Source organism: Xylanimonas ulmi (assembly GCF_004216535.1).
In the GTDB taxonomy this organism is placed as follows: domain Bacteria; phylum Actinomycetota; class Actinomycetes; order Actinomycetales; family Cellulomonadaceae; genus Xylanimonas; species Xylanimonas ulmi.
Genome location: NZ_SGWX01000001.1, coordinates 202,035 through 214,564 on the forward strand (window position 1 = coordinate 202,035; position 12,530 = coordinate 214,564).

9 protein-coding genes and 1 pseudogene are annotated in these 12,530 nt (G+C 69.1%); 6 read left to right on the top strand and 4 right to left on the bottom strand.

The annotated features are described in order from the left end of the window. The first annotated feature begins 153 nt into the window (after nucleotides 1–153). Nucleotides 154–1,443, top strand: a complete 1,290-nt coding sequence (locus EV386_RS00875; protein WP_423218988.1) for an IS256 family transposase — start codon at nucleotides 154–156, stop codon at nucleotides 1,441–1,443. 76 nt (nucleotides 1,444–1,519) lie between these two features. Here the strand turns inward: EV386_RS00875 and EV386_RS00880 are convergent, their stop codons facing one another. Then, nucleotides 1,520–2,986, bottom strand: coding sequence for a cell wall-binding repeat-containing protein (locus EV386_RS00880; RefSeq protein WP_165399792.1), 1,467 nt, complete (start codon nucleotides 2,984–2,986; stop codon nucleotides 1,520–1,522). A gap of 574 nt (nucleotides 2,987–3,560) precedes the next feature. Between EV386_RS00880 and EV386_RS00885 the strand changes: the two genes are divergently transcribed. Next, nucleotides 3,561–5,342, top strand: coding sequence for an O-antigen ligase family protein (locus EV386_RS00885; RefSeq protein WP_165399793.1), 1,782 nt, complete (start codon nucleotides 3,561–3,563; stop codon nucleotides 5,340–5,342). 349 nt (nucleotides 5,343–5,691) lie between these two features. Here EV386_RS00885 and wecB read toward each other — a convergent pair whose 3' ends face one another. Both wecB and EV386_RS18590 read right to left on the bottom strand, forming a co-directional pair. Next, nucleotides 5,692–6,756, bottom strand: a complete 1,065-nt coding sequence (gene wecB / locus EV386_RS00890; protein ID WP_130411479.1) for a non-hydrolyzing UDP-N-acetylglucosamine 2-epimerase — start codon at nucleotides 6,754–6,756, stop codon at nucleotides 5,692–5,694. A gap of 387 nt (nucleotides 6,757–7,143) precedes the next feature. Further along, entirely contained in the window at nucleotides 7,144–7,584 is a 441-nt protein-coding gene (locus EV386_RS18590) for a hypothetical protein (protein WP_242607769.1), read from the bottom strand. Between the two features lie 12 nt (nucleotides 7,585–7,596). Here EV386_RS18590 and EV386_RS18925 point away from each other — a divergent pair. From EV386_RS18925 to EV386_RS00905, 4 genes and pseudogenes are all read left to right on the top strand, one after another. Continuing rightward, a pseudogene (locus EV386_RS18925) lies at nucleotides 7,597–7,725 on the top strand (cell wall-binding repeat-containing protein); the annotation flags it as partial. Between the two features lie 354 nt (nucleotides 7,726–8,079). Continuing rightward, complete coding sequence (locus EV386_RS18595; RefSeq protein WP_242607770.1) at nucleotides 8,080–9,384, top strand: nucleotide sugar dehydrogenase; 1,305 nt, start codon at nucleotides 8,080–8,082, stop codon at nucleotides 9,382–9,384. Between the two features lie 121 nt (nucleotides 9,385–9,505). After that, entirely contained in the window at nucleotides 9,506–9,946 is a 441-nt protein-coding gene (locus EV386_RS00900; RefSeq protein WP_130411483.1) for a GtrA family protein, read from the top strand. Next, a complete protein-coding gene (locus tag EV386_RS00905) occupies nucleotides 9,946–10,920 on the top strand; it encodes a glycosyltransferase family 2 protein (RefSeq protein WP_130411485.1) in 975 nt (324 codons plus the stop codon). Before EV386_RS00900 ends, EV386_RS00905 begins: the two co-directional genes overlap by 1 nt. A 35-nt stretch (nucleotides 10,921–10,955) precedes the next feature. Here the strand turns inward: EV386_RS00905 and EV386_RS00910 are convergent, their stop codons facing one another. Next, nucleotides 10,956–12,455, bottom strand: coding sequence for a DUF2142 domain-containing protein (locus tag EV386_RS00910; RefSeq protein WP_165399794.1), 1,500 nt, complete (start codon nucleotides 12,453–12,455; stop codon nucleotides 10,956–10,958). Nucleotides 12,456–12,530: the final 75 nt, after the last annotated feature.

The following is a 12,530-nucleotide window of genomic DNA, read 5'->3' on the forward strand; positions in this document are numbered from 1 at the left end:
TGTCACAGCCCTACCTCTCGGTCAGGCTGAGCCACCCACCGTTCCTGCGGAAGTCCCGGAAACACGGCGTTGGCCCGGCCGGTGTGGGTGGGTCTGTACGGTCTGCGGTGTATCTCCTGACCAGGAGGAACACGGATGAGTACGCAGGTCGACATGGTCGCGGAGGCGATCAGCGAGGAGCAGGTGCACGTGACGACGACGCCGCAGGCGCCGCAGTTGGACAAGACGCTGATCGCTCAGCTGGTTGGTGACGCGCAGGCGTCCGGGCTGGGCATCGATGGGGAGAACGGGTTGTTGGCGCAGCTGACGAAGCTGGTCCTGGAGTCCGCGCTCGAGGGTGAGCTGACTGCTCACCTGGGCTACGAGAAGCACGAGAAGGGCGCCTCGACGGACGGCAACGCCCGTAACGGCACCCGTGCGAAGACGGTGCTGACCAAGGGCGGCCCGGTGCAGGTCGAGGTGCCCCGGGACCGGGCGGGGACGTTCGAGCCGGTCGTGGTCGCCAAGCGGCAGCGCAGGTTGGGGTCGATCGAGGACATCGTGCTGTCGTTGTCGGCTCGGGGGATGACGCACGGGGACATCAGCGCGCACCTGGCCGACGTGTACGGCTCGGAGGTGTCGAAGACGACGATCTCGACGATCACGGACAAGGTCCTGGACGAGATGGCCGAATGGCAGTCCCGGCCCCTGGACCCGGTGTATCCGGTGGTGTTCGTTGACTGCATCCACGTCAAGGTGCGTGACGGGCAGGTCGCCAACCGGCCGATCTACGTCGCACTGGCCGTGACCGTCGACGGGAACCGGGACATCCTGGGGCTGTGGGCCGGGGACGGTGGTGAGGGCGCGAAGTACTGGCAGCAGGTCCTGACCGAGATCAAGAACCGCGGCGTGCAGGACCTCCTCATGCTCGTGTGTGACGGCCTGAAGGGGCTGCCCGACTCCGTGAGCGCCGTGTGGCCGGACACCATCGTGCAGACCTGCGTCGTGCATCTGATGCGGGCCAGCTTCCGGTACGCCGCCCGGCAGGACTGGGACGCGATCTCCCGGGACCTGAAGCCCGTCTACCAGGCCGCGACCGTCGAGGGGGCCGAGGAACGCTTCTTGGAGTTCTCCGAGAAGTGGGGCGCCAAGTACCCCGCGATCGTGCGGCTGTGGACGAACGCGTGGGCCGAGTTCGTCCCGTTCCTCCAGTTCGACCGGGAGATCCGCCGGATCGTGTGCACGACGAACGCGATCGAGTCGGTCAACGCCCGGATCCGTAAGGCCGTGCGTGCCCGCGGGCACTTCCCGAACGAGCAGGCCGCGCTCAAGTGCGTCTACCTCGCCGTCATGGCCCTGGACCCCACCGGCAGGGGACGAGCCCGCTGGACCCAACGCTGGAAGGGCGCGCTGAACGCGTTCGACATCACCTTCGACGGTCGGCTCACCGCCGGCCGCCGCTGACCAACAACACCCAGAGATACACCGCTGGCTTTACAGACCCGTGTGGGTCGGCGGGGCCAACGCCGGTGGTGGGTTATCAGGGCGCGTAGGGGGAGTTTTCGGCGAGGTTGCTGAGTTGGGTGGCGAGGGTGTCGCTGATGGCGCCGGTGCCGCCGAGGATGATGATGCGGCGGGGCAGGATGCGTTTGATCTCGGCGATGACCTCGGGGCTGGCGGTGTTGGTGCGGGTGAGCAGGACGGGTCCGTCGAGGTGTCCGGCTGCTGCGGCGCCGGCGAGGGCGTCGGGGAAGTCGAGGCCGTTGGCGATGTAGAGGGTCTCGACGCCGTTCAGGTTGGGGTTCGTCTTGGTGTAGGTGGCCTGGCTGATGGCGGCGGAGGTCGCGAAGCGGTCGGCGCCGGCTTGGCGGGTGACGGTCGTGGCGTACGACTTGAGCTGGTTCAGGACGGTGTCGCTGATGGCTCCGGTGCCGCCGAGCACGACGATGCGGGTGGGCTTGAGTCGCTTGAGGTCGGTGGCGACGTCGGCGCTGATGCTGTCGGTGCGGGTGAGCAGGACGGGTCCGCCGAGGTGTCCGGCTGCTGCGGCGCCGGCGAGGGCGTCGGGGAAGGTGAGGCCGTTGGCGATGTAGGCGACCGGGACGCCGGGGCTGTAGGTGGCCTTGCTGATGGCGGCGGAGGTCGCGAAGCGGTCGGCGCCGGCTTGGCGGGTGATGGTCGTGGCGTACGACTTGAGCTGGTTCAGGACGGTGTCGCTGATGGCTCCGGTGCCGCCGAGCACGACGATGCGGGTGGGCTTGAGTCGCGTGAGTTCGGCGCTGATCTCGGCGCTGATGCTGTCGGTGCGGGTGAGCAGGACGGGTCCGCCGAGGTGTCCGGCTGCTGCGGCGCCGGCGAGGGCGTCGGGGAAGGTGAGGCCGTTGGCGATGTAGGCGACGGGGACGCCGGGGGTGTAGGTGGCCTGGCTGATGGCGGCGGAGGTCGCGAACCGGTCGGCGCCTGCCTGGCGCTTGACGCCCGACAGCGCGGGTCCGGGCACGGTGCCGCACGTGTCGGGGATGACGATGTTGGTCGCCTCCGCGGCCGTGTTCGCCCCACCCGCGAAGTACTCCTCGCCATCGTAGTAAAGCGCGACGTCATAGGAGCCGGGGGCGAGCCCGGTTACTGAATAGGCGCCTGACGCGCTGACCAAGAAGTTGGTGCTGCGGGTGACAAGGTCCGGGTCGGAGTCGTTGAAGACCACCGCCCGCGCGTTGTTGTTGACGGGCAGCCCAGTGAACGACCCGGTCACGACGCCGCACTGCGAGGCCTTGAAGTCGATTCCCGTCGCGCTCTGGCCCTCGGTGAGAGTCAGAGGAGAGGCCTGGGCGAACTTCACCGTTCCCTGGGGTGACCCAGCCTTGTAGTACACACCGGTGCTCAGTGAGTAGCCGCTGTCTCGATTGAACCCCACGAAGTAGGTCCCCTCCAGGGGCGGGAACCCAGCGATGAACGAGTACACCCCGTTGCGCGCGATCCACCCGTCCCTCAATGGGAGCGTCGTCATGAGGCTCGCGTTGTCAGAGCCGTACAAGGTCAGCGCAGGGGGATACGACTCATTCTCCGGCACTCCTGACACCGTGCCAGTGATCGTGTCTGGCGGCACGTCGTCCGCAGTCGCCGGGACGGCAGGGGCGAGGAAGAGGACCGCTGCGGCGACTACGCCGAGTGTGCGCGGAAGGTTCTTCCGGATTCTGTGGTGGGCATTGTGCATGGGTTCCATCCGTCTCGATGAGGGTGCTCTGCACGTTCCCAGTGAGCCGTTTGTCTCGCAAGCGGAGGCGGAGAAGTCACCCGGGTGAAGTTGTGCGCATCGAGTGTGGACGATGTCATCGCCGCTATTGGGGCCCGGATGGCGATGACGACGCATGGCGAGTTCCGGCATTCTCGCGATGTAGATGACGGTTCTTCATCTTCTTGGCGGGTCTTCTTCTGGACGCGCGGAAAGGAAGGGCCATCAGGCTGCGGTGCCGTTCGCGCAACGGGCCCTCTTTTTCTGGGTCGATAGCGCGCTGTCGGGCCGCATCTCGGTGAGGCGATCGTGCTCCCGGACAGTCGTCAGGGGGCATAAGGTCTGGGACATGCGGATCGCCCATGACCGAGCGCCTGTCATGGCGATAGTTCTCCTCGGCGCCGCTCCGCTGGCCTTCCTTCCTGGAGGTCTCTATCGGTTCGCTTTGCCCAAGCTCGCGGTGCTGGCGGTCGGTGCCTTGGTGGCTGCGTATGCCGCACCGCGGGGACGTCTGCCGCGCTCGGTTGTCACCGGGGCCGCAGTCGGGTGTGTCCTGTTCGTCACTGCCGCGCTCGCAGGAGCCGCTCCGCTCGCACAACTCGTGGGGCGCTGGCCGCGATACGAGGGCGTGCTCGGGCTCGTCGTATACCTGAGCGCCGTGTGGGCAGGTGCGCGAGTGCTCGGACCGCAGTCTCGTCCGCAGGACTTCGGTGTCGCGGTGCGCGTGGCCGCGGGCGTCGCCGTGATTCTCGCGGCCATCAGTGTCGCCGAACTGTGTGGGTTGCGACCGCTCGGCGGTGATGTGGCGCGGCCCGGCGCGCTGCTGGGCAATGCGACCGACCAAGGCATCGTCGGCGCCTGTCTGGCGGCGAACCTCGTCGGTCCCGCGTTGCGGAGGCAGGCGCGCCTCGGTCGCGCGGTCGCGACTTTGGGGCTGGCAGCGGCGCTCGTCACGGTGGTGGCCTCGGGGTCTCGGGCGGCGTTGCTCGGCGGTCTGATCGGTCTCGGCGTGGTGGGCTTGGCCCAACCGCGCGCCCATCGACGTCGCACACTGGCCGGTACGTGCGCGAGCGCCGCAGCGCTCGTTGCGCTGGCGCTCGTCGTTCCCGGAACGCGCAGCCGTGTGACGGGTGAGAGCCCGTTGGCGGTCACAACCATCACGAGTCGCCTCGAGCAGTGGTCCGCGACGGTGAGCTTGGTGCGCGACCACCTGTGGCTGGGCGTCGGACCGAGCGGGTTTGTCGAGGCGTTTCCAGCCTACCGACCGCTGTCATGGACGGTGACGCAGAATCCCGCAGGCGTGCTGGACTCGCCGCACAACTGGGTGTTGCAAGTCCTCGCGGCGGGTGGTGTGGCGCTGGCCCTGTGCTCGGTTGTCCTCGCCGCCGTGGTCGCATCGGCCGCACGGGCGTCGATCGTCGAAGCGGCCGACGGGGCCCGCCGAGAGTATCTGGTGGGCGGCGCGGCAGGGGCCGTGGTGGTCGCTGTGGCGGGGCTCACCCACTTCACCAGTCCAGGCATCGTCGCTGTGGTCGCAGCGCCCCTAGGCACCCTGGTCGCCGCGCGCCATGTGCGGGCACCCAATCCTCGCCCTGTCATTGTGTTCGTCCGTGGCGGGATGGCGCTCCTGGTCGCTGTCCTCGGGGTGGCGTGTGCGGCAGAGATTCCGCTCGCTCGCGGAGCCGCCGCTGCGGCCCGGGGCGACGTGGCGAACGCAGAACACGACTTCGCCGTTGCTGAACACCTTCGGCCGTGGGATGCCGACGTGCCGCTGATCGCCGCGCAGTCGTTCGTGCCTGAGACGGCCGCGGGGGACAAGTCGGCGGCGCAGGCCGCTGGGCGATGGTCCGCACGAGCGCTCGATCGTCTCCCGGGGTCGATCGAGGCCGGCAGCATCCACGTGCTGGCCTTGCTGGGCGTCGGTAAGCCTGAGGCGGCAGCGGATGAGGCGTCGGTCCTGGTGGTGGTTTCGACGACGGATCCATACCTGCGCTTGCTCTACGGGCTTGCGCTCGCGCGGTCCGGTGAGCCCACGCGAGCCATCGAGGAACTGCGGCTCGCCAGCCAGAATCCCTACCTGAGAGAGTTGGCGCAACGGGCGCTTGGTGTGGTGATGGGTTCGGGCAAGTGAGTGGGCGCTCGCGCCAGGCCCCACGAGTGTGGGTCGGCCGGGCCAACGGTGGTGGTGGCGCAGGGCACGATGGGGGAGTTGTCGGCGAGGTTGCTGGGGTGGGTGGTGAGGTGTCGCCGATGGCTCCGGGGCCGCCGAGGATGATGACGCGTCGCGGCCGGATCCGTTTGATCTCGACGATGACCTCGGGACTGGCGGTGTCGGCGCGGGTGAGGGCTGAGAGCGCGCGCTGCGCCGCGCTTGCGGCGCTATGGGGCTTCGCGTCGATCGCTGACGGCGTCGGGCGTGTGAGAGCGGCGGCGATCGTGTCGACGCAGCTCCCCGCCAAGATCGGGGCGAACCCGTGTCGCTATCGTTCCTCGCGGAGAGCCGAGAGCGTGCGTTGCGCCGCGCATCCGTCGCCGTAGGGCTCCGCGTCGGTCGGCGGGGGCGTCGGGCGTGCGAGCGCGGCGGTGATCGTGTCGATGTTGTTCGCGAGCACGTTCCAGCCGAGATCGACTGTCTCGGTCCACTCGGTCTCCGTTCGCACTGTGGTGCAGGGGACGCGGAGGAGGAATGCCTCCTTCTGAAGGCCGCCCGAGTCTGTGACGACCCCCGCGCTACGTAGCGCCGCCGCGATCAGGTCGGGGTAGGTCAGGGGTGGGTGGCAGCGCAATGCCCCCTGGTTGAGTGCGATGCCGTGCGCTGCGGCCTTCGCGAGAACGCGCGGATGGGCGAGGAGGATGACGGGACGGTCTGCGCGCGCGAGGGCCTCAATGATCATGGCCATCCGCTCGGGGTCGTCAGTGTTCTCGGCGCGGTGAATGGTCGCAACGTAATACTCACGGTCTTTGAGGTCGAGGTCGGGCAACAAGCGGGGCGCGCGGCTCGAGACGATGTCGCGCACCTGGATGAGGACGTCGCTCATCACGTCGCCGACGAGGACGGAACGCGGGGCAAGTCCCTCAGCCGCGAGATGGCTCATCGCCACAGCGGTCGGCGCAAGACATAGATCGGCCGCGTGGTCCGTCAGCACGCGGTTGTGCTCCTCTGGCATGCGCCGGTTGAAGGAGCGCAGCCCAGCCTCCAGGTGGGCCAAGGGCACGTGGAGTTTGACCGCGGCGATGGCTGCGGCGAGCGTGGAGTTCGTGTCACCGTAGGCGAGGAGCCAATCAGGCTCGTGCTCGACGAGCACGCTGTCGAGGGCGCCGAGGATCGCACCGGTCTGGACCCCGTGGCTGCCGGATCCGACTCCGAGATGCACATTCGGCTCAGGGATGCCGAGGTCGCGGAAGAACACGTCGGAGAGCATGGGGTCGTAGTGCTGACCAGTGTGGACGATGACGTGCTCGACGCCCGCTTCCTCCGCAGCCCTGGCGATCGGTGCGAGCTTGACGAACTGCGGGCGCGCACCGACGACGCTGAGGATTCTCACGGAGACCGATGCTATCGGCGCTGTGGATGTGTCGGCTCAGTTCGCCATGCCGTAGGTCGCCCGCAGGAGGGCGTGTGACGCAACTCGTCGCGGGCGACGCGTACTCAACAGACTCGGTTCCCGTACGTTTGCCCCCAATGAGGTCCGCGTCCGCGCCGGCTTCTGGCATCCGACGGAAGATGACTCCCTGTGCATAGGCTCCCGTCCCCTGCGCCGTTGGGGTACTCCGGCAGCCGAGCGCGGGTGGCGAGGACCGCGTTGGTGTTGCTGGTGTCGCCCTCTGTGTGGCTTCCCTGATGGCGCTCGGCGCGTTCCCGCGGTGGCCGCCTGCCGCATGAGACGGCATCGCGACATTCGCGTGGCCTCGCCGCAGATTCGGCTCTTCCGTCACGGGGAACGGCGACGGTCGAAGTCGAGTCGCACAAGGTGACTCAAGTCCCAGCGGAGCGCAGCGTTCCTGATGTTCGGCACGCCGCTCCGGGCAACGCTGGCGAGTCCGTGGGACTCGTGCTCGACGCGGTTGACGAGATCGGTGTCGCGATGGTCGGAACCTTCACGACCACGGCCGGCGTGACGCCGACGGACGCGATGCTCGCCGGTGTCGCCCGGATCGTTGGCTATCGCCTGGCGCAGTACGGCGTTGACCCTGGCGGCTCCGCGACGTTCACCGCCGCCAGCCAGACGGCGGGAGGGCGATTCGCGGCCAGCCAGCAGGTGGCGCTGCCGCGTGTCTTCAGTCACCGAGACACTCACCGGACGAAGTGCCCTGGCGAGCTCGCATACCAGCAGCTCCCGCGAATCCGGGCGCAGGCCGCGCTGTATGCGCAAGCGTTCTCCGCCGTGTCGCGGTTGGCGGGAGATGATCGGTATGCGACGTCGGCGGCGGTCTCGGCGGCGACGTTCGCTCCGGGGGTTCCGGTGGCGTATGTCGCGAACGGACTGCTGTTCCCGGATGCGTTGTCGGGGGCGCGGTGGTCCCGTGCTGTTGGTCCGGTCGGATTCGGTTCCGTCGGTCGTGGCCCAGGAGTTGGCGCGGTTGCGGCCGGGGCGGATCGTGGTGCTGGGCGGCTCGGGGGCCGTCTCGGACTCGGTCGCTGGGCTGCTCCTCCGCTACGCGACAGGTGTCGTCGGATAGCGATGGAGCGGACGGCGCGCAGGTGGGCCACCGCCGCGCGCCCGCCGCAGACGCGACCTGGGCTGCTCGCGTATCCTGCGTGGTGGCTCGATCGTCGCGCCGGAATGGCGTCCGTCGGCGCCTCGCCGGGACGGTTGTCAGGCCGACCGCCGCCTCGCCGACCGCCGCCTCGTCGAAAGGAACGCTCGATGCGCATCGCCGTCATCGCCCTGGGCAAGATCGGACTGCCGCTGGCCGTCCAGTTCGCGAGCAAGGGTCACGAGGTGATCGGCGTTGACGTGAATGCCGAGACGGTCGCGACGGTGAACGCCGGCGAGGAGCCGTTCCCTGGCGAGGCGCGCCTGGCTGAGCGTCTTGCCGAACTGGTCCCGTCAGGCGCGCTGCGCGCCACGACCGACTACGCCGACGCGGTGCCGGGTGCTGACGCCGTCGTCGTCGTCGTGCCGCTGTTCGTCGACGAGGAGACGGCGAAGCCTGACTTCGGGTGGATGGACGCCGCCACCAAGTCGCTCGCCGAGCATCTGTCGCCTGGCGCCCTGGTCTCCTACGAGACGACGCTGCCCGTGGGGACCACGCGCACTCGGTGGAAGCCGATGATCGAGGAGATCTCGGGGCTGACGGAGGGAGAGGACTTCCACCTCGTCTTCTCGCCCGAGCGCGTACTGACGGGCCGCGTGTTCGCGGACCTGCGCAAGTACCCCAAGCTGATCGGCGGGCTGAGCGAGGCAGGCGCGGCTCGTGCGCGCGAGTTCTACGAGGCCGTGCTCGACTTCGACGAGCGCCCCGATCTCGACCGCCCGAACGGGGTCTGGGACCTGGGCGCGGCCGAGGCCTCCGAGCTCGCGAAGCTCGCGGAGACCACGTACCGGGACGTCAACATCGGCCTGGCGAACCAGTTCGCGCTCTTCGCCGACAGGCAGGGCATCGACGTGCACGCCGTGATCGCCGCGAGCAACTCCCAGCCGTACAGCCACATCCACCGCCCGGGCATTGCCGTCGGCGGCCACTGCATCCCCGTCTACCCGCGCCTGTACCTGTCGGTGGACCCGGAGGCGACGATCGTGCGCGACGCGCGCCGCGTCAACGCCGAGATGCCCGAGCGCATGGTGGCGCGGGCGGAGGAGATCCTCGGTGACCTGACGGGCCTGCGCGCTGTTGTCCTGGGCGCCGCCTATCGGGGCGGCGCCAAGGAGACGGCGTTCTCCGGCGTGTTCGCCACCGTCGACGCGCTGACGCGCCGAGGCGCCACCGTCACCGTGCACGATCCGCTGTACACCGACGGAGAGCTCGAGGGCATCGGCTTCGCCGCCCACCATCTCGGAGATCCGGCCGACGTCGCCATCGTGCAGACCGACCACCCGGAGTACGCGACGCTCGCGCCCGCCGATCTGCCTGGCATTCGCCTGCTGGTCGACGGGCGCCGCGTCACGGATGGCGCGCGGTGGGCGGGGACCGCGCGAATCGTCTTGGGCGCCGGCTCCCGCCTGAGCTGAGACGGCGGGGACGCTCCCGGACACGAGCGAGCAGGACATCCCTGACCGGTTAGGCTGCGCGTCCGGGCCCCCACGAGGTCGGCCCGTTCGCAGCCATGAACAAGCAGGGAAGTGTCGAAACGTGAGAGCAAGCGTCGTGCGCTATCTCGTCGCGGGCGGGCTTGCCTTTCTCGTGGACTTCGGCATGCTCGCGTTCCTCCGCATGGTTCTCGGGTGGCGGACGGGCATCGCCGCCGCGGTGGCCTTCCTGCTGAGCTTCGCCTTCACCTACACCGTTCAGCGCCGGATCGGCTTCGTGTCGCGTGCGCCCCACGGTCGCGCGTTGGTGCGCTACACGGTTCTCGTGGCCTTCAACACCCTGGTCACGTCCGTCATCGTCGCCCTCATCGACCAGACCGCGGGCGGTTGGGGTGTGGGCAAGGTCGTCGCGACGGCGGTGACCACAGTGACCAACTACTTCGTCTACCGCTCGTGGGTGTTCGCGGGCTCTGGGCCAGCCGCGCAGGACGACGAGCCGACCACGGTCTGCGACGGGCAGACCACAACAGAACGGGAGCCGTGATGGTGTTCGAAGGAGCGCGGATCGCCGCCGTTGTGCCTGCGTACAACGAGGCGAAGATGATCGCCACGGTCATCGAGACGATGCCCCACTTCGTCGACCACATCATCGTCGTCGACGACTGCAGCTCCGACGGCACCAGCGACGTCGTCCAGGCGTCGGCCGACGAGCGCGTCGTGCTCGTGCGCCACGAGACCAACAAGGGCGTGGGCGGCGCGATCATCACCGGCCACCGCAAGGCGATGGCGCTCGGCGCCGACGTGAACGTGATCATGGCCGGCGACGCGCAGATGGACCCCGACTACCTGCCCCCGCTCCTCGAACAGGTCACGACTCACGGGTACGGCTTCGCCAAGGCCAACCGGTTCTTCGCTCCGGAGTCGTTCCACGGGATGCCCCGCTACCGGGTCTTCGGCAACATCGTGCTGTCGTTCATGACGAAGTTCGCGAGCGGATACTGGCACCTGTTCGACCCGCAGAACGGCTACACGGCCATCCGGACGGAGGTGCTTCGGCGTCTTGACCTCGACCGCATCGCACCGCGCTACAGCTTCGAGAACGACCTGCTGATACGCCTGAACATCCTCCAGGTGCCGGCAGTCGACGTGCCGATCCCCGCGGTCTACGGCAACGAGGTCTCAAGCATCCGGCTGAGCAAGGTCGTGCCGGAGCTCCTCACGCTGCTCACCGTGGGGTTCTGGCGTCGCATCTGGTACCGGTACGTCCTCTGGTCGTTCTCGCCGATCGCGCTGCTCCTCGTCCTCGGTCTCCTCCTGAGCGGATTCGGGCTCGCCGTGGCGATCTGGGTGTGCTTCCAGATCGCCGCCTCCGTCGTCGCGACGGCGGCCACGGTGATGCTCGCCGCCGTGCCGCTCATGGTGGGCGCGCAGATGCTCATCGGCGCACTTCAGCTCGACATCCAGGCGAGCCCCTCGACGCCGAGCGGCGAGCCCTTCGAGCGGACGGCGCCCCGGTAGCCGTCGCCGAGGGGCCGGCTCACGTGGAGGCGGCCTCAGACGCCGGAGGCCGCCGGCGCGGACCGCTCCCGAACGGCGAACAGGGCGAGCAGGAGGAGCGTGAACCCCACCGTCCCGAACGCCCAGGTGGCCATCGGCGACGGCCCCCCGTGCCACCACTCGACATCCGCGTTGAGGTTGAAGCCGGAGACGTCGAGGCCGGTGACGAACCGCCGGATCTGCGTGTGCAGCGCGACGCTGTGCGCGACCGCGAGCCCGCTGACCAGTGCGAGCGTCTGGGGCGTTGCGATCGTCGGAGCCCCGCCGTCCTGCGGTGACCACATGACGACGGCCATGAGCACGAACAGGAGCGGGAGCGTGTACCGAGCCTGGAACGCGATGCCGACGTGCGCGCTGCTCACCTGGAGGAAGATCAGCGGCAGCGCGACGTAGAGCAGCGCGACCCCGCCCAGCGCGATCCACTTGCGCGGGCGCATCGACGCCAGGCCGCTCCACGCGACCGCCGCGCTGAGAGCGATCACCGTGACCCAGGTGATGGCCGGCACGGGAGTGTCGAGCCAGTTCAGCATCGTCGGCTGAACGGCCGCGAATCCGAACAGCAGCGGCAGGAAGTCCCGGACGTTCGCGAACAGCAGGGTCCAGCCCGTCTCCGTCGCCGTTCCGCCGGAGAAGCCGCGGAGCAGGAGGGCGGACTGCCCGGAGGCGAGGAAGGCGGTCACGGTGGCCGCGAGCAGGGCCGTGAGCGCGCCGCCGGCGATCCAGGTCCTGCGCGACCATGTGAGACGCACGAACATCACCGCGACGGCGATGATCGCCACGCCGACGAACGCGGCCGCGTCTGCGCGCGCCGCCGCGGCCAGGAACGCTCCGACGAGGGCCAGTGCCGCGAGCGCGACCCTCCTCGCGCGGCTCACCGGTTGGAAGAGTCCGTAGCTCCCGAAGAACGCGACGATGACTCCGGTGATGGCCCAGCTGCTGGGGTTGACGCTGGCGACGAGGAAGATCGGGAACGGCGCCACCACTGGCAGGACTGCGTACAGGACGTGCCGGCGCCCGCCGAGGGGAAGGAGCAGGACCACCGCCGTGATCAGGCCGACCGCGAGCAGTCCGTTGACGATCCGGATCGTGACGACCGTTGCCGCGGGATCGTCGCCCACGAGGTGATGGACGATGTCGTAGTAGGTCCCCGGGTACCCGCCGCCGTGGTCGAGGCGTGAGGTCCAGGCCGTGCCCTCGACGCCGAGTGCGCAAGCGCCCGACTCGGCGGGCTGGAACATGTTGCAGGAGGAACTCTCCACCAACAGCCTGGGCACCTCGGCCTGGGTGACACCCGTGTCGCCCACGCGGGTCTCGCACGCGCCGTCGATCGGCGTCGGGCACCAGATCGACGCCAGGTGGAAGTCTTCGTCGGGCGAGGAGCCGGGAGGCGACGCCGTCGCCCACGCGACCACGGACAGAACCGCGCCGAGGATGGCCAGTGCGCCCAGGAGTGATCGGCCGCGGAGCGTCAGCGCGTGGAGGGGGTTCGGTGGCACCAGTGAAGGCTAGAGGACGAACTCGGCGTGACGCGCGCCCCCACCAATGCGGGGTCGCGATCGTCCTGCTAAGCG